This window comes from Cronobacter sp. HA18006, assembly GCF_011605445.1.
Taxonomy (GTDB): Bacteria; Pseudomonadota; Gammaproteobacteria; order Enterobacterales; family Enterobacteriaceae; genus Cronobacter; species Cronobacter sakazakii.
Map to the genome: position 1 here is coordinate 277,929 of NZ_JAANQB010000011.1, position 15,250 is coordinate 293,178.

The 15,250-nt window shown below is 52.5% G+C and carries 20 protein-coding genes; 11 read left to right on the top strand and 9 right to left on the bottom strand.

Going from position 1 to position 15,250, the window contains the following annotated elements:
• The first annotated feature begins 184 nt into the window (after window positions 1-184).
• From G9X48_RS03070 to G9X48_RS03080, 3 genes are all read left to right on the top strand, one after another.
• A complete protein-coding gene (locus tag G9X48_RS03070) occupies window positions 185-706 on the top strand; it encodes a hypothetical protein (protein WP_225805783.1) in 522 nt (173 codons plus the stop codon).
• Entirely contained in the window at window positions 703-1,050 is a 348-nt protein-coding gene (bamE, locus tag G9X48_RS03075) for an outer membrane protein assembly factor BamE (RefSeq protein ID WP_032989906.1), read from the top strand. Before G9X48_RS03070 ends, bamE begins: the two co-directional genes overlap by 4 nt.
• 338 nt (window positions 1,051-1,388) lie before the next feature.
• Window positions 1,389-1,805, top strand: coding sequence for a VOC family protein (locus G9X48_RS03080; RefSeq protein ID WP_029039688.1), 417 nt, complete (start codon window positions 1,389-1,391; stop codon window positions 1,803-1,805).
• A gap of 123 nt (window positions 1,806-1,928) precedes the next feature.
• Here G9X48_RS03080 and G9X48_RS03085 read toward each other — a convergent pair whose 3' ends face one another.
• Window positions 1,929-2,864, bottom strand: coding sequence for a LysR family transcriptional regulator (locus G9X48_RS03085; protein ID WP_097640889.1), 936 nt, complete (start codon window positions 2,862-2,864; stop codon window positions 1,929-1,931).
• Between the two features lie 70 nt (window positions 2,865-2,934).
• Between G9X48_RS03085 and G9X48_RS03090 the strand changes: the two genes are divergently transcribed.
• Window positions 2,935-3,873, top strand: coding sequence for an alpha/beta hydrolase (locus tag G9X48_RS03090; protein WP_097640890.1), 939 nt, complete (start codon window positions 2,935-2,937; stop codon window positions 3,871-3,873).
• A gap of 163 nt (window positions 3,874-4,036) precedes the next feature.
• Here the strand turns inward: G9X48_RS03090 and G9X48_RS03095 are convergent, their stop codons facing one another.
• The 5 genes from G9X48_RS03095 to G9X48_RS03115 form a co-directional block, all read right to left on the bottom strand.
• Window positions 4,037-4,639 (bottom strand): hypothetical protein, encoded by a 603-nt coding sequence (locus G9X48_RS03095; RefSeq protein WP_097640891.1) that lies wholly within the window; start codon window positions 4,637-4,639, stop codon window positions 4,037-4,039.
• Window positions 4,640-4,956: 317 nt separating this feature from the next.
• Window positions 4,957-5,760, bottom strand: a complete 804-nt coding sequence (locus G9X48_RS03100) for a phosphotransferase (protein ID WP_097640892.1) — start codon at window positions 5,758-5,760, stop codon at window positions 4,957-4,959.
• Window positions 5,761-5,964: 204 nt separating this feature from the next.
• Window positions 5,965-7,503 carry a methyl-accepting chemotaxis protein gene (locus tag G9X48_RS03105; protein WP_097640893.1) on the bottom strand — a complete coding sequence of 513 codons (1,539 nt, stop codon included), beginning with the start codon at window positions 7,501-7,503 and terminating at the stop codon, window positions 5,965-5,967.
• 389 nt (window positions 7,504-7,892) lie between these two features.
• Window positions 7,893-8,066: a YnfU family zinc-binding protein gene (locus G9X48_RS03110; protein ID WP_004385768.1), complete on the bottom strand. Its 174-nt coding sequence runs from the start codon at window positions 8,064-8,066 to the stop codon at window positions 7,893-7,895.
• Between the two features lie 332 nt (window positions 8,067-8,398).
• Entirely contained in the window at window positions 8,399-9,052 is a 654-nt protein-coding gene (locus tag G9X48_RS03115) for an epoxyqueuosine reductase QueH (protein ID WP_004385766.1), read from the bottom strand.
• 532 nt (window positions 9,053-9,584) lie between these two features.
• Between G9X48_RS03115 and G9X48_RS03120 the strand changes: the two genes are divergently transcribed.
• Window positions 9,585-9,797, top strand: coding sequence for a cold-shock protein (locus G9X48_RS03120; protein ID WP_004385765.1), 213 nt, complete (start codon window positions 9,585-9,587; stop codon window positions 9,795-9,797).
• On the top strand, window positions 9,781-10,005 hold the full coding sequence (locus G9X48_RS03125) for a hypothetical protein (protein ID WP_004385764.1): 225 nt from the start codon (window positions 9,781-9,783) through the stop codon (window positions 10,003-10,005). Before G9X48_RS03120 ends, G9X48_RS03125 begins: the two co-directional genes overlap by 17 nt.
• A 116-nt stretch (window positions 10,006-10,121) precedes the next feature.
• Here the strand turns inward: G9X48_RS03125 and G9X48_RS03130 are convergent, their stop codons facing one another.
• On the bottom strand, window positions 10,122-10,358 hold the full coding sequence (locus G9X48_RS03130) for a hypothetical protein (RefSeq protein WP_004385763.1): 237 nt from the start codon (window positions 10,356-10,358) through the stop codon (window positions 10,122-10,124).
• A 147-nt stretch (window positions 10,359-10,505) separates the two neighbouring features.
• Here G9X48_RS03130 and G9X48_RS03135 point away from each other — a divergent pair, with 147 nt between their 5' ends.
• The 3 genes from G9X48_RS03135 to G9X48_RS03145 all read left to right on the top strand — a co-directional run bounded on the left by G9X48_RS03135 (window position 10,506) and on the right by G9X48_RS03145 (window position 12,169).
• Entirely contained in the window at window positions 10,506-10,676 is a 171-nt protein-coding gene (locus G9X48_RS03135; protein WP_007696562.1) for a hypothetical protein, read from the top strand.
• Window positions 10,677-10,902: 226 nt separating this feature from the next.
• Complete coding sequence (locus tag G9X48_RS03140; protein ID WP_004385761.1) at window positions 10,903-11,871, top strand: chemotaxis protein; 969 nt, start codon at window positions 10,903-10,905, stop codon at window positions 11,869-11,871.
• A 124-nt stretch (window positions 11,872-11,995) separates the two neighbouring features.
• Complete coding sequence (locus G9X48_RS03145; protein WP_007670864.1) at window positions 11,996-12,169, top strand: hypothetical protein; 174 nt, start codon at window positions 11,996-11,998, stop codon at window positions 12,167-12,169.
• 133 nt (window positions 12,170-12,302) lie between these two features.
• On the opposite strand, the gene G9X48_RS03150 is transcribed toward G9X48_RS03145, so the two are convergent.
• Window positions 12,303-13,244 carry a VirK/YbjX family protein gene (locus G9X48_RS03150; protein WP_097640894.1) on the bottom strand — a complete coding sequence of 314 codons (942 nt, stop codon included), beginning with the start codon at window positions 13,242-13,244 and terminating at the stop codon, window positions 12,303-12,305.
• Between the two features lie 436 nt (window positions 13,245-13,680).
• Between G9X48_RS03150 and G9X48_RS03155 the strand changes: the two genes are divergently transcribed.
• The gene (locus G9X48_RS03155) at window positions 13,681-13,986 is read left to right on the top strand and encodes a hypothetical protein (protein ID WP_004386637.1); all 306 of its coding nucleotides are present in this window, start codon (window positions 13,681-13,683) and stop codon (window positions 13,984-13,986) included.
• Here G9X48_RS03155 and G9X48_RS03160 read toward each other — a convergent pair.
• Window positions 13,983-14,339 carry a DUF488 domain-containing protein gene (locus tag G9X48_RS03160; RefSeq protein WP_097640896.1) on the bottom strand — a complete coding sequence of 119 codons (357 nt, stop codon included), beginning with the start codon at window positions 14,337-14,339 and terminating at the stop codon, window positions 13,983-13,985. The two genes, G9X48_RS03155 and G9X48_RS03160, sit on opposite strands and share 4 nt — an antisense overlap.
• 203 nt (window positions 14,340-14,542) lie before the next feature.
• On the opposite strand from G9X48_RS03160, the gene G9X48_RS03165 reads away from it, so the two are divergent.
• Window positions 14,543-15,250, top strand: a complete 708-nt coding sequence (locus G9X48_RS03165) for a CTP synthase (RefSeq protein WP_004386635.1) — start codon at window positions 14,543-14,545, stop codon at window positions 15,248-15,250.

The following is a 15,250-nucleotide window of genomic DNA, read 5'->3' on the forward strand; positions in this document are numbered from 1 at the left end:
TGGTTCCCGTTTTTTTATGTCTGCAAATGCTTCCTCAAAATTTCCACATTTAGCATGATCGAATAATCGCGTGTATTTCTTCTAAAGAAAAAGAGAGTGCTGCCGTTAAATATTAATTATACGGCCCCCGCCCGCTGTTCATAAAACACACAATTTAATGTAGCGTAATAAGGATTTTACTATCATGAATTATTCTGTTATTGGTACAGGCACTATTAAAGCTGCGGTACTCTCTACAACGTTACTATTAGCTGGCTGTAGTAATTTATTTCCTAAACCTGCCCTGTATGTTCCCCCGGCGAATACATCCGATGTTGCGAGAATTCGCTTGATGGGCGCGCCTATGAGCTATGCCCTGTATCAGACAGATAGCGAGGGTAAAACAACCGGAGGCTGGGTTCAGGAGCATAGCGCTTACGTCAATATCCTTCTTGGAAATACCCGGGATCTGGGATTCCCCAAACTGAAGAATAAAGATTATAGCGATACTTATTTCGAAACGTACCTGCTTCCGGATCGTGAAACAACGATCCATCACTCTTTATACGGGGGATGCTCGGTTGTTCTGAATATCACGCCAAAGAAAAAGGCATTATATGAGATCCGTTACAGCTATGGAGATAAAACAGGTTACTGCGTCATTTATGCCAAAGAAATAAAATACGACGCTGATATGGGCATTTATTACGAGGATGACGTAGAGTGAAAGTGAAATATTTTCTTTTGCTGATAATCACTACAATCGTGCTGACTGGCTGTGCTGCCAATGTGGATAGAACACGTGCCTCCGATTTAGCTAATTATTCCGAGAAAGACATCCGTACGAGTATCGTTGTGGGTAAATCCACTAAAAAAGATGTCCTGCTTTTACTTGGTACACCTGCTATTCCAAAAGAGTTTAAAACCGCCAGCCACTGGATTTATGCCTCAAAAGTCGTGGATCGCCGTCTCTATTTCTTTATTCCCATATTCAGGGACAGAGATCAGTTTCTGCTGTTGGAATTCAATAACAACGGTGTAGTGAGTAAATTTCAATACACCGAGAAGTAATTCACAGGCAGGCGTAAGGCCTGCCATATCTTCTTGACGGAGTATGTCACCTTCCACTGCGCTTGCTCAGCAATAGCGTAACGCTCCAGTAAGTAAGCCCGCGCATTCATCTGTTCCCTTTAAAAACGTCTCACACCCGTCTACCGTCATGACATATGCCTGGGGTCTGGCAGCTTACGTTTAAAGGACGCTTCAGAAAGGCTATTCGTCTTGCAACGATGGCATAAACGACGCCAGGTTTTTGCCGCTGAGGCGAGCCGCTTCAAAGTAGAATGATAGCTTCCCGAAAGTTTGCCTGATCTTTCCCGCTGTCTGAAAACCGTTACCGGAGGTGCAACATGCTGATGTACACAACGATAGGGACAAACCACCTGGATCGTATGACGGCGTTTTATGATGCCATCTTTGACGTACTGGGAGTCCCACGGATCCCCTCATGGACCGAAGGCTGGGCGACGTGGGGAGAGCCATTGGGTGAGGGATTCAGTTTTTGCATTTGCCCGCCGTTTAACAAGAAACCGGCAACGGCGGGAAATGGCACCATGTTTTCCTTCAAAGCCAGCAGCGCGGAAGCGGTGAGAGAATTCCATGCGGCAGGTCTGCGTCATGGCGGAAGTGATGAAGGAAAGCCCGGCATCAGAGAGATGTATGGGCCGGATTTTTACGTGGCCTATCTTCGTGACCCTGATGGACATAAGCTGGCGTGCGTTTGTTATCCTTTCCACCCGGAAAAGGATAAACCCGCGCAACAGTGAATGTGGCGCTACGGCAAGAATAGCGGGCGGCAAATTGTCTTTTCTCTCAACCAGCCTGAGCCGCAAACTTTGTCAGCGGTATGCCCGGTCTTAACATTACCGTTGCCAGGCAACAGAGGGGGGTTATGTATTACTCAGAAAATGTTTAAGACCATCAATAAAAGCCCGTACCCGAACAGGAAGATGCCTTCGGTTAGGGTAAATGGCATGGATGGCAACATTTTCGCCCTGCGCTTCGGGTAGCACGTGGATAAGGCGGCCTTGCTGGATATCGTTTTGCACCATGAACGACGGTAAAAAACCAATACCCAGCCCCATTAGCGCGGCAGTGCGAATGGCATCTCCACTGTCAAACCTGACGTAATTGCGACCGTTCAGCGCGATCTGCCCTTGCCTGGTATCAATGAAATTCCATGCCGTCGTGGCTGCCCCAAGCCCATAAACCAGCCGGCGATGGTTTTTCAGCTCAGCAAGCGAGGTCGGCATTCCCCATGCCTGCAGATAATCCGGCGACGCCATAAGCTGTGGCGTTGTGCGGTCTATCACCTGCGTAATGTATTGATAACTCGTAACGCCGCTGCCGACACGAAGCGCAAGATCGAAACCTTCTTCGACAAGATCCACGACCCGATCGCTAAAACTAACCTCAATACTTACATCTGGCGAACGGTGTAAAAATTCACGAATAAACGGCAGAACGATCATTTTGCCGTAACCTTCTGAGACGGTCAGTCGAAGGATGCCTTTTGCCTGCCGCGGGTTCTGGCGGATGCTGGATTCGGCATCTGCTAAATCTTCCAGAATCTGACAGCAGCGATGATAAAACGCGTGGCCCTCCGCCGTGAGAGACAAACTGCGGGTGGTCCGCTGAAAAAGCCGTGTCTCCAGGTAGGCTTCTAAACGTGCCAGCGCTTTACCCGCCGCAGAACGCGTTAGTCCCATTGCCTTACCGCCCGCCACGAAACTCCCGGCTTCCGCCACCGCAACAAAGATACGCAGCGTATGAATGTCCAGCCCGGTCCCGGTTGCGTTTCCCGAAGCGATTTTTCTGCCTGTCATTGGGGAGCCTTTTTCGTCAATAGAGTAAATACAATCCCATTGTAGAAATTAAACAACAGAGGTTTCAATCATGCTCCCGAACAATGCCCAGGAGATCCTGGATAAATGGATCCATGTCGCCGGTCCCGTGGTAGAGAAACTGTATGGCCAGTCAGAAGCGGGCTGGCCTGAGGTGCGCGCTCACTATATGCAGGGACTTGAAAAAATCTTTCCTGCTATTAAAGGGGTGTCTTACCGCACCGTTACGTTAGGCAACATACCGGCGATGCTCAGTGAGCCGCAGAAACAGACAGAGAACCGCGTGGTGCTTTACCTTCACGGCGGCGGTTATGTCCATGGCGGCGTTACCGCATACCGCGGGCTTACGGGCCGCATCGCTGAGGCGCTGCACGCGCGGGTTTATACGCCGGACTACCGCCAGGCGCCTGAATTTCCCTTTCCGACGCCCATTGACGATGCCTTTCGCGCGTATTGCGCCTTGCTTGATAGCGGCATCCCGCCTGAAAACCTCGTACTGGTGGGCGATTCAGCAGGAGGCGCGATGGTGGTGACGATAATGCGCAAGGCGCGTGACGCGGGGCTTCCGCTGCCAGCGGGCGGGGTGGCCATCTCACCCTGGGCCGATCTTACCCATCGCGGTTTATCTGCAACCACGCGTGACGGGATTGATCCGCTCTGTCGCGTCGATTTTCTTAATGCACTGGCACGATGCTTTCTCGCCGGCGAGCTGCCCACTCATCCTGATGCTTCCCCCGTTTACGCGAATGTTCACGGGCTTGCGCCGATCCTCATCCAGATCGGTGAGAACGAGGTCATGCTGAGTGGTGCCCTAACGCTTGCTTCAAATCTGGGGGAGGCGCGTGTACGCACCACGCTCGAAGTCTGGCCCGGGATGTTCCATGTCTGGCATCTTCTGGCGGGTAACCTGCCGCAAGCCGATCAGGCGCTGCGTAACGCGCTTCGTTTTCTTGAGGATGCTTTTATTAATGCGAGGGACGCGGCGAAATAAGATGAATAATACGGATATGTCAAAAGTGCGCTGAGTATGCGTCTCCAGTCCGTACGAGCCTTGAAAACCGTGGCGTAAGGCCAGACAAAGCGGAGCGATCGCCGGAAAGAGAAAAGGGCTAAAGCGTCAGCCCTTTGTGTTCATGGTTACGCGTTAAGCGGTTTCAGAACCCAGGCGTGCGGGTCTGTTTGCTCTCCATAAACGTGATGCGCGCCTGGCTCCAGGAAGGGTCGGAGAGTTCGAGCGAGGTATTCGACATTTCCAGCGTGGCCTGATTCCTGTCATTGCTACAGGCATCGCTCGCCATTTTCCCTGGATTCTTACACCACACCATGGGCGTGGTGTAAGTGCCGTTAGACTGAGGCCCATATTTTTCCAGAGCTGCCTTTTCCATGGCCGTTTTATTATCCGTTGACCACGGCAGTTTGTAGGTAATCATGGATACCACGAGAGGGTGCGCCGGATCTACCGGTACGCGGCCTTCAAAGTGTACTGAAAGCTCCACGCCATCTTTCTCATAGCCGACATACTGTGGCTGCTTATTACCGGTTACGGCATTCATCATCGGGAATTTATCAACGTTCAGCGCGGATGCCGGGACATGGAAATGATCCGTCATCGCTTTCACGGCCTGGTCGTAATCCATCCCCGTTTTGACACCGGCGACATCAAAGGTGGTCACATCAACGGCGCGAAGAGTGTCAGCCTGTGCAAGCGGGGCGGCCAGCATTGAAAATACAATAAGGGATGAGCAGCGTTTTAGCATGGCGAACTCCTGTTCTTTATAAAAATCCCTGCGTATTTACTGACGCAGGGATAACGGCGGAATGACGAACCTTACGCGAACTATTAATAAGATGAAAATATTCCATGCCGGAACGCCCCCCTTAATTTGGGGGGGCGGCGATATTACGACTGGGGTTCCTGCTGTTGAATTTTACAATACCGCGCGCCCGGTAATGCAAGATCCAGCAGCAGGGCGTCTGCAACTTTTAGCCCGCTCCACTGATTAACCTGCATTTTTATTTTATTCGCGATGACGGCCTTTGAGCCGTGGTTTGACTATTTATAACAGCGTATTTTTTACAGCAGCCTGACCGACTGATTCAGCCAGTCTGGCAAATTTTGCCGGTACCAGTTGAGATATAAGGGGAGCGACGCTTTTTGTCGCTCATGGAGCAGTATGACCACCTCGGTAACAATCCAGGCTTTAGCGATGGCGATTTCGCGCGCGAGTTCACTCACCGGGTAATGAGATGAGAAGCGGCAGTAACGCCCGGCCATCTCAACAAACGCCTGCGGCGTGCCCATGCCTTTAATCAGCGGTGCGAGGTCAATCGCCGGGCTTGCGCGCCCGAATCGTTCCCAGTCAAACAGCACTCGCTCACCATTCTCTCTTCTGCCCCAGTTGCCCGCATTGCTGTCGCCAGAAATCAGGCCGGGTTTATCAAACAGCACAGCGCTGTGGCGGTGAAAAGTGCGTAACTGCCTGGCGGCTTGCACAGGAAGTGCCAGGCGGCTGAGTGCATTTTCAAGCGCCGCACCTGACCAGCCATGCGGGTGATAATGCCAGCCGGGATGAGCCGGATAACCGTGCAGGCGCGCCAGTATCGCAAGAATGCGGTCGTCTGCCACGTCGTCCTGGTCAATGGCGTGTGGTATATATTCAAGCGTCAGCTTGCGCTGCTCAGCATCGGCAGCGAATAACGTTGGGGTCAGGATACCGGCATCAGCAAGTTCACGTGCCACATCCTGATAGAAAGCGTATTCAACGGCTCCCACCGGGCATTTTTCAATTACCGCGCGGCCTGTTTTATCCGCCGTGAGCGTCACGCGGGCACTACCCATTTGGGAGAGATCGGCAGACATGCGTTTTTCCTGAAGCATATGCCCGTAAATAATCTCTTTTTTAACATGAAAATAGTGCCAGTGGGATGAGATGCGTCTTATGCAGTCCTGAAACCGAGCGCGGCGCGGCGTAGTGAATAAAGCGCCGGGCGCATCCTGTCGCCCGGCGCTTTATTCATGAACACATGAATGAGACTGCCTGATGGCGCCGTGTTCCCTGAGACCTAAACCCAATACTTTCTGTCAGCTAACTTTAAAGATATCGACGGTCTGCTTGAGCAGGTGAGACTGCTCTTTCAGCGACATTGCGGCGGAAGAGGCTTCTTCCACGAGCGCCGCGTTCTGCTGCGTGACCGCGTCCATCTGGTTGACCGCAAGGTTAATTTGTTCAATACCGCGGCTCTGTTCGCCGGTGGACAACGCCAGCTCGGACATAAGCACCGACACCTGATTAACAGAATTGATGATTGCCTTCATGCTTTCGCCCGCGCGGCTGACTTTCTCGCTGCCGGAGGTAATATGCGTGCCGGACTGTTCAATCAGCTCTTTAATCTCTTTGGCGGCGGCGGAAGAGCGCTGCGCCAGATTGCGCACCTCGCTTGCCACTACCGCGAATCCGCGACCCTGTTCGCCCGCGCGTGCCGCTTCAACGGCGGCGTTGAGCGCCAGAATATTGGTCTGGAAGGCGATGCCTTCGATGATGCCGGTAATGGAGTCGATACGTCTGGCGCTTGATTCAAGCTCCATCATGGATTCCACGGCTTCTTCCATAATCTGATTGCCCTCCTGCGCCGATTCACGCATTGAACCCGCCAGCAGGTCTGCATTATGCGTATTGTCAGACGTATGCTTCACAGTGGAGGTCAACTGCTCCATGCTGGCCGCGGTCTCGCCAAGAGACGCCGCCTGCTCTTCAGTGCGGGCGGAGAGATCGATATTCCCGGCGGCGATTTCATCAGCGGCATGCGCCACGCTGTCGCTGGAATCGCGGACCTGAATAATAATATTGCACAGGGACTGGCGCATTTGTTCAAGCGCGGTAAGCATCCTGCCAATTTCATCACCGGAATGCGAAATAATCGGATTCTGTAAATCACCTTCAGCGATTTTCTTGCACTGGGCGTGCGCGATATCCAGTGGTTTAAGGATCCGACGCTGGATAAGAATAAATACCGCAAGCAGAATCAGAATGAAAATAATCGTAAACCCACCCAGCAACGTAAGGCTGTATTTAAATTGTTCCTGCGCATCCAGATTAAGGTTATGCGCATAATCTTCCCGGAAAGAGAGGAGTTTCAGCAATTCATTTTCGAACTGATAATCCAGCGCCGGTACGGTAAAGCTTGCAAGCTGGTTAAAGCGCTCTACGTCATTATTGGTTGCGGCCTCGATCATGGGGCGTAAACCGTTGTCGAGATAATTCTGCCAGGTCTGTCGATAGGGCGCTAAAATTTCCTCTTCTCCCGGCGTACGAGGCGAAGCCATATAGGAATCAAAAGTTTCCACCGCGTGCTGTAGGAATTCATTCGCGCCCTCCAGTGAGGTTTCCGCCTGTGAGGTTTTGCCTAATGACTGATTAATCATCGCTTCCATCAGGCGCACGCGAACGGTCCGGCTGTGGTTAATCGGGTCTACCACGGAAAGCACGACGCGGATTTCTTTATTCACATCATCCAGCGCCTGATTACTGCGTGTTAACGACCACAGGTTAGAGGCGGAACTGGCGAGAAAAATAACGATTAACGCGCCAAGGGTTATAAATGAAAACAACCTTACTGTCATTGCCATCCTTTTTATATTCACTTTCATACTCAACAATATTTCTCCATCACGCGATATAAACGGTTCATGGCGTTTATCGGCGGCAGAGGATCGGCTTTTAGACAGGGTTAAAGTAAATAAACGCAAAGAAATGCAGATGGACGTGTGATAATGTTAATAAAACAGGTGGCATAAATGTAATAATATTAAAAGCGTAATGCTCATTTTAAAAGGATGTGTTCTGATTTGCTTTTCGTTAATTTTATTTTATTGGAATGTGACGCGATGTTTATGGCGCGGGAGTGTTGAATTAAATAAGGCGGCGAAGCATTAGCATGCTAATAAAATAGCGGTAATTGATTAAAAGCACCAGGAATACCGGCGCTTTTAACCGGATAGTCAAACAGGTTTTAGAGTGGATGCGCTGGAGTCTGCGCGAAGACAAATAAATGATTACAGGCGGGGCAGATGAGCGTTTTTTGCTTGTTGACGCGGGCGGCGCTGTGTTCAGATTTTTCATTGCATTTCGGGCAGGTGACACGGCTTAAGTAACTGTCTTGCGATTTTCTTTTATGAATAGCCATAAGTATCTTCTTTGAATTGTGGAGGGGGCACCTTACACACATTGAGTCGCAATAGCCCGATTTTTATTTTTTTTTAATTTACGGCTGCGCTTTTTTTATACCGCGCGATCGCGATTCTGGTAGTTTCAGGGCGCGGGCCGCTGCGTATCCCACAGGCGCTGGTGGGGATCCCTGTCATGCTGCCCGCGATAAAAACCATTATCTGGCTGTTTACGACAGCACCGCACGGTCAATGCGGCGACTGCGACAGTAACAGTAGTGATTAAATAATAAGCCCGGCATGAAGCCGGGCTTTCGCGTAATGAGGTCAATCTTAACAACGCAGATTACCGTTATGACTCATCGCCATAATAGAGCGTGCCGATTTTAATTAACGGTCTGCCCTGCGCTTTACGGTGCAGGTTGGAGTCACGCAGCGAATAGACGCAACCGCAATATTCCTGCTGATAAAAGCGCTCGCGCTTGCTGATTTCAATCATGCGCGCCGAGCCGCCCTGTTTACGCCAGTTATAGTCCCAGTACACCATGCCTTCATACGGGGCCGCGGCGCGGTGACCACAGTCGTTAATCTGCTGCATATTTTTCCAGCGTGAAATACCAAGCGAACTGCTGATCACCTTAAAGCCGTTTTCATGCGCATAAAGCGCGGTGCGTTCAAATCGCATATCGAAGCACATCGTGCAGCGCACGCCGCGCTCAGGCTCCCACTCCATTCCTCTGGCGCGCTCGAACCAGTTATCGGTATCGTAATCGGCGTCCACAAAAGGGATACCGTGCTGTTCGGCGAAGCGGATATTTTCCTCTTTACGCAGCAGGTATTCCTTCTGGGGATGAATATTGGGGTTATAGAAAAAGATGGTGTAGTCGATACCGGAAGCCTGCAGCGCCTCCATGACCTCGCCCGAGCATGGCGCACAGCAGGAGTGCAGTAGCAGTTTCTCTTCCTGATTCGGCAGCGTCAGCGTGGGCCTGACAAACGTGTTCATCATTACCTCGTCCAGTGTTGTCATCAGACAAACCTTAACAATAATTCACGCATGACGCACGTCGACGTGGGGTTTTAAGGCAATCGAGAGTCACGGAAGAGTCGAATGGGGCTTGAAATAATGGCGTGGCGCTGTCAGAGAAATAGCGTCACGCTTTATCAAAGGTTACAAAATATATTGTCTAAAATAACCGTGGCCGCTTTTTTAACGAACCGGAGAATTTATTTTTCGTCTGAGTGGCAATAAATGAGAAAATCGACTAGCGGCACAATGCCGTGCGGGTGTAAATATATAGTTTTGTAAAAGGCACATTACTGCTTGCTTAAAAGAGTGGGGCATGCGTTAATGAACTCCTCGGTTTGATACGCAGAACCCGTTGTGCAGTGGTTGGTACGAGTCCTCCACTTCAGTAGTACTCATCTCCAGACGTTATCCTTCGATATCTCTTCTTTTGAGTTCCCTCTTAAGCACTGAATATTTCTGTCATTCAAACCATTTTCGCCGCAAGGCTCAAGTATAAAGGTATTAAAATATGGCTAACAGAATGAATGGTTCAGTGAAATGGTTTAACGCGGATAAAGGCTTTGGTTTTATCGCACCGGCAGACGGCAGCAAAGACGTATTCGTCCATTTCTCCGCTATCCAGAGCGATAATTTTCGCACACTGACCGAAGGTCAGCAGGTTGAATTCTCGGTTGAAAACGGCGCGAAAGGCCCGTCAGCCGTGAATGTGGTGGCGCTCTAAAGACAACATGATTGCAGCAGGTTTGCATTTCAGATGCCCTGCGTGTCATGGCTCGCAGTATCGTACTTCCCGTTTCGACGTGACCGATAAAAATCCGCACGGCGCAAAATGTATATTCTGCAAATCCGCCATGCTGGTGGGTTTTGCAGCGGCTGAACGTTACGACAGCTACGCGATGATGCATTCCGAAACGAATACGCATCGCTAAAAATACGCCTCATTCAGTAAAAAAAGCCCGCTTGCGGGCTTTTTCTTTTTTATTTCCATTCAGGGTCGGAAATAAATACGTCGCACTTTCGCGCTGCGATAATGCTTCTTAATGAATTAATGTTTGCGGGCCAGCAGTTGCTCCACTACAGCGCGTGCGGCCGTAATTTTCTGCGCCCGTTCCGGATCGCTGTTAACGCCAGCCTCAAGGCCTGCAAAGTGGTGGCGCGCATTATCGACCACGCGTTCTTTCAGCACAGCAGGCACTTCTTCCAGCAATGACTGGAACAGAATTTCATACGCCAGGATGCGCGTCTGGAGTTTTTCAATAATTTCGTCAATCGATCCCGTCATTTTTACCTCTTCTGGTGAGTGCGTCGGCGCTACGTTTCACTTTAGCCGCTTGACCGGGCGTTGGCGAGCGGGATGTGAGAAAAGCGTCGGCACCCGCAAGCCAGGCTACACTTTTCCTTTGTCCCGAGGATATGAGGAAAAAGCGCCATGCCTGACAATCGCCATCCCGACAGACCGCTTGCAGATGATAATGAGCATCACGGCTTACCCGAAGATGCGCCGAATACGATAAATCCGTGGGAAGAGGACGACCTGCCGGAAAAAGAGGAGCCGCACGGGCGTGAATCGCTGCGCGACGCGTGGCGTAAGGCGCCCTGAATCCTCGCGCCTGTCAGCCGCCTGCGGGCGGCTTCGTTTTTTGCGCTCGCTCGCCTTTTTGTTACTCACCGAAATTTGTTCTTATCTTCCCCCTCTACTTTTTGCAAAACCTGCCGATAACGATTTAAACCAAATTCAGGCGCAAGGAGTGCCTGAAACCAGGCACCAGCGCGTTATCCCTTTCGCCGCATGAGCCACCACCCACAAGCGTACCTTTGAGGTCAATATGGATAACTTCCAGAAAGATATCGATGAGAGGGCGAATCTCGCTTTATCGAACAAATTCGAACTGCTTCTCTTCCGGCTGGGATCTGCGAATGAAGAGGAGAAACCTGAGCTGTACGGTATTAACGTTTTCAAACTGCGCGAAATCGTGCCGATGCCGACGATTACCAAAGCCGCAGGCATGCAGGCGCCACTGCTTGGTATGGCAAACATCCGCGGCCAGATAATCCCGGTTGTTGATCTGCCGGCGGTGACAGGCTGCAAACCGACCACGGGCCTGAACCTGCTGCTGGTGACCGAATATGCACGAAGCACCCAGGCGTTCGCCGTGGAATCGGTTGAAAACATTATCCGCCTCGACTGGAGCCAGGTGCATACGGCGGAATCGGGCGTCAGCTCACGCAACATCACCAGCATCGCGCGCCTCGACAGCGATAATCAAAGTAATGAACTGGCGCTGGTGCTGGATGTTGAACAGATCCTGTATGACATCATTCCGTCGGTGCGTGACGGTCAGCCGAACACTGTGATGCAGGAGCGCAGCTTCAAACTGAAACCGGGCGCGGTGGCTATCGTGGCGGAAGATTCCAAAGTGGCACGCTCGATGCTGGAACACGGCCTTAAGAGCATGGGCATTCCGGCGCTGATGCATACCACTGGCCTCGAAGCCTGGGAAAAAATCAAGCTGATGGCGAAAGAGGCGCAGGCGGAAGGGCAGTCGATCACCGATAAAATCGCAATGGTGCTGACCGACCTTGAAATGCCGGAGATGGACGGTTTTACGCTGACGCGTAACATCAAAATGGACGCGACCCTGAAGAAGATTCCGGTGGTGATCCACTCGTCGCTCTCCGGCAGCGCTAACGAAGACCATGTGCGAAAAGTGGGTGCGGATGGCTACGTGGCGAAGTTCGAAATCAACGAGCTTTCCGCGGCGATTCAGCGCGTACTCGATAAAGTGGCGAGCTGACGGCCAGGCTCCGGCCGGCCCGGAGCCCGCGCTTTTCAGACAGACGGTAAGCGTACCGCGCCTGCGAAGGCTTTCTGGTCAGCTACACTTAATGTGTTAACTCTGATGGATACAGGAGGTCATCATGTTTTTTGGTTTCGGATACTTCGGTGAATCGCAAAAAGAGCAGGCTTTTCGCTTACAGGCAGAAGAGCAGGGTGGCGGCACGCCGGGCCCGGAAGGGGAAGTGACGCGCAAGCGTGACGACAGCGATGACGACGAGAAAGGGCCGTATCGCTCAGAAGACGACGCAAAATAAAAAAACCGCCAGCAGGCGGTTTTTTTATGGCCGCGGATCAGCGCAACGTGTGAGGCCAGCCCGGCACGGGCGGGTAAGCTGCACAAACCTGGGTGGAGCGCCATAAAAAGGCGGCCAGAAGGCCGCCTGAGCATTACTGCGCGTTCAGCTCGCGCCACTGCGCTGCCAGCGAATCCAGCAGCTCGTAGCGTTTACGGTACTCAGAACGTTTCTTGCTGGCGACATCTTCCAGCGGTTTGCGCGCGGCCGTAAGCGGCAGCGTGAAATAGCGCGCGCCACGACGCTCGCCGCCTACGGACTCCCAGAATTCGTCGTAGCTTGCAAAAAAGTGACGCCCTTTACTGAAGCGATAACGCAGGCCGCGGAATACATGGCCGTTGTTGCTCACCGCCTCGAAATGGGTCATGTCATGCAGCTGAATCATCAACCACAGGACTTCCATCAGCAGACGTTTCGGGAAAACGCCGTAACAGGCTTTTGTCGCATCGCGAATAGCTTCATGTGGCACGTTTCTGCGTGGCCCCTGAAGACCGCCGATGGCGATGCCGTAGCCGGTGGCGTCGCGCACCACGCTGAACGTCAGGCTGGCGAGCAGCACGTCATCACAGTGCAGCCACAGCGTGCTTTCGCCTTCGCGCTCGGCTTTATGGGCCGATGACGCGCTAATGACGACCGTTTTCTCTTTCGCCGCAAGCGTAAACAGCGGCTGCGGGCTGGTGGCGCAGAGCGCGTCGGCAAGGCGTGCTGCCGCACGTTCGCGGATAAAATCGTAGTGATGAATGATGGCGCTCGCCCGCTCGCCCGCGCTTAACCCCAGACGCAGATAGTGACGATGAATTTTGCCCGGCAGCGTTTTCTGCACGCTCAGCAGCTGTTCAAATCGTGGATTTTTCGCCATGGCATCCATAAAGCGCAGCGTGGCGGGCAGATAAAGACAGCTTCGCAGCGCGAATTTCAGACGATAGCTTTTTTTCTGCCATAAGCCGCCAGGCATCAGTATGCCTGTCGTGAGGGCTTTAATAAGATCCAGGCCGCTTCTGGGGGTAGGCTCAGCGTGAGAAATGATGACTGACATGAGAAAAACCTGAAAGAACGCGAATCGCCACAGTATATCGATCCGGGATCACGGCTTTTTAAACGACAGCTCAATGTCTTTTAATCAGGCAAATTTGATGTGATGTGTATATAAAAAAACACCCCGCAGGTGAGAAGGAGAGCATGAAGGGCTGTCGTTATGCGCCTTACAGGCAGGGCAATTGCCTGTATCGCGTTTTCATTGAGCCGCAAGCCGCTCCTGCAACGGGGTAAGGTGAGGCAAAAGATTGCCGTGTGGTCAGTCATCACAGCGATAACGGCAAGCTTAGCGAAAACGCGGGGCGAGAGGATGAAGAAAAAATGGAGATTTCGCGCGGAAACGCACGGTTTTTTGATTCAGAAATCTTTACATCACAACATAAGAATGTTCTGATCTACGCGTTTCATTTATTGCTTATTGCGAACGCGGAAAGACCATGCAACAACTCAAGCCAGGCGCTCTCGCCATTATCATCGGCGCCCGTACCGCTGCCGGTCGGGAAAATATCGGTAAATCTGTAGAACTCTTCAGCCTCTGCCAGCCGGGTGAGCGCTTTATCAATCCGGTGACCGGTTTTATGACGGAACTGCCCAAAAGTTGCGCCCGCCCGCTGTGGTTGGTGACGGGCGATGTCGTGGCCGCCGACGGCCAGGCTGGCTTTGCCTTTGTCCGTGCCGAACACCTGATGCCGCTTGACGGCCAGCTGTTGCCGCTTGAAGAAACGGCGCTGCTTCTCGATTAAGCGTGTTCTGCAAGCTCCCTGAGCCACGCCGCCAGGATCTGCGCGTGGTTCTGGCTTCTGTCTTTCGCGCCAAACAGCAGGGTGAGCGTTCCTTTGCATGAGATCGCCGCCAGACGCTCGCCTTCTTGCTGCTGTGCGGCCAGCTCTTCACGGTAGCGCTCGCTAAAGTGGGCAAAATCGATAACCTCACTATGCAGCGCCTTACGCAGCGCCGTTGAAGGGGCCAGCGTTTTATTCCATTCGTCTAACGGCAAATCCGCTTTTTTAATGCCGCGTGGCCAGAGCCTGTCCACCAGCACCCGGTAGCCGTCCTGCGCGTCCGGCTCGTCATAAACGCGTTTAAGCGTAATCATCTCTGCCTCCTGGCTTGTCGTTCTCTGTGTTCGAATTATCTGCCGCGTAAAGGCGCGAGGCAAACCACAGCGCGCGATTGCCCGAGACGCCTCGCAAATTGGCGTTATCACTGCTGATTTTGGGTGTTGTTAGCCAGCGCGCAGATCGGTATGCTGATGTTCCTTATGTTGTATGTGATTCATTCAGGCATAAGGAAAACCCTATGGAAACCTCACCGCTCACTTCCACCCTGCGTATTGCGCTGGTCGGCGACTACAACAGCGCGACAGTCGCGCATCAGGCGATCCCGCTCGCGATTGACGACGCCGCCGCCGTGCTGGAACTCACCGCTGATTACGACTGGCTCCCGACCAAAGATATTAAAAGCCCGGAAGATCTGGTGGGCTATGACGCTATCTGGGTTGTGCCTGGCAGCCCGTATGAAAACGAAGACGGCGCATTTATCGCCATTCGGTATGCGCGTGAAAATGCGATTCCGTTTCTTGGCACCTGCGGCGGTTTTCAGCATGCGGTCATTGAGTATGCCCGTAACGTTCTGGGCTGGAGTGACGCGAACCACGGCGAAACCGCGCAGGGCGGCAGACTGGTCATTGCACCGCTGAGTTGTTCGCTGGTGGAGCAGACCGGGGAGGTTGAACTGCGCCCGCATACGCTTATCGCACGCGCCTACGGGCGTGAGGAAATTGCAGAGGCCTATCACTGCAATTTTGGTGTGGCGCCGGAGTTTGTCGAGGCGATCAGTAAGGAAGCGCTGAAAATCACCGGCTGGGATAATGAAGGCGACGTGCGCGCCGTCGAGCTGACGACGCATCCGTTTTTTGTGGCGACGCTGTTCCAGCACGAGCGCGGCGCGCTTGCCGGGCGTCCGGTGCCGCTGGTGCGCGAATTTTTACGCGCCGCCCGGCGCTGA

Coding starts and splice junctions, on each gene's coding strand:
- G9X48_RS03160 (WP_097640896.1), bottom strand. CDS start 14,339: ATGATTACGCTTAAACGCGTTTATGACGAGCCGGACGCGCAGGACGGC.
- G9X48_RS03150 (WP_097640894.1), bottom strand. CDS start 13,244: ATGTCAGTCATCATTTCTCACGCTGAGCCTACCCCCAGAAGCGGCCTG.
- G9X48_RS03120 (WP_004385765.1), top strand. CDS start 9,585: ATGGCTAACAGAATGAATGGTTCAGTGAAATGGTTTAACGCGGATAAA.
- G9X48_RS03155 (WP_004386637.1), top strand. CDS start 13,681: ATGCAACAACTCAAGCCAGGCGCTCTCGCCATTATCATCGGCGCCCGT.
- G9X48_RS03140 (WP_004385761.1), top strand. CDS start 10,903: ATGGATAACTTCCAGAAAGATATCGATGAGAGGGCGAATCTCGCTTTA.
- G9X48_RS03110 (WP_004385768.1), bottom strand. CDS start 8,066: ATGGCTATTCATAAAAGAAAATCGCAAGACAGTTACTTAAGCCGTGTC.
- G9X48_RS03095 (WP_097640891.1), bottom strand. CDS start 4,639: ATGCTAAAACGCTGCTCATCCCTTATTGTATTTTCAATGCTGGCCGCC.
- G9X48_RS03115 (WP_004385766.1), bottom strand. CDS start 9,052: ATGAACACGTTTGTCAGGCCCACGCTGACGCTGCCGAATCAGGAAGAG.
- G9X48_RS03080 (WP_029039688.1), top strand. CDS start 1,389: ATGCTGATGTACACAACGATAGGGACAAACCACCTGGATCGTATGACG.
- G9X48_RS03070 (WP_225805783.1), top strand. CDS start 185: ATGAATTATTCTGTTATTGGTACAGGCACTATTAAAGCTGCGGTACTC.
- G9X48_RS03100 (WP_097640892.1), bottom strand. CDS start 5,760: ATGCTTCAGGAAAAACGCATGTCTGCCGATCTCTCCCAAATGGGTAGT.
- G9X48_RS03135 (WP_007696562.1), top strand. CDS start 10,506: ATGCCTGACAATCGCCATCCCGACAGACCGCTTGCAGATGATAATGAG.
- G9X48_RS03085 (WP_097640889.1), bottom strand. CDS start 2,864: ATGACAGGCAGAAAAATCGCTTCGGGAAACGCAACCGGGACCGGGCTG.
- G9X48_RS03105 (WP_097640893.1), bottom strand. CDS start 7,503: ATGACAGTAAGGTTGTTTTCATTTATAACCCTTGGCGCGTTAATCGTT.
- G9X48_RS03145 (WP_007670864.1), top strand. CDS start 11,996: ATGTTTTTTGGTTTCGGATACTTCGGTGAATCGCAAAAAGAGCAGGCT.
- G9X48_RS03165 (WP_004386635.1), top strand. CDS start 14,543: ATGGAAACCTCACCGCTCACTTCCACCCTGCGTATTGCGCTGGTCGGC.
- G9X48_RS03090 (WP_097640890.1), top strand. CDS start 2,935: ATGCTCCCGAACAATGCCCAGGAGATCCTGGATAAATGGATCCATGTC.
- G9X48_RS03130 (WP_004385763.1), bottom strand. CDS start 10,358: ATGACGGGATCGATTGACGAAATTATTGAAAAACTCCAGACGCGCATC.
- G9X48_RS03125 (WP_004385764.1), top strand. CDS start 9,781: ATGTGGTGGCGCTCTAAAGACAACATGATTGCAGCAGGTTTGCATTTC.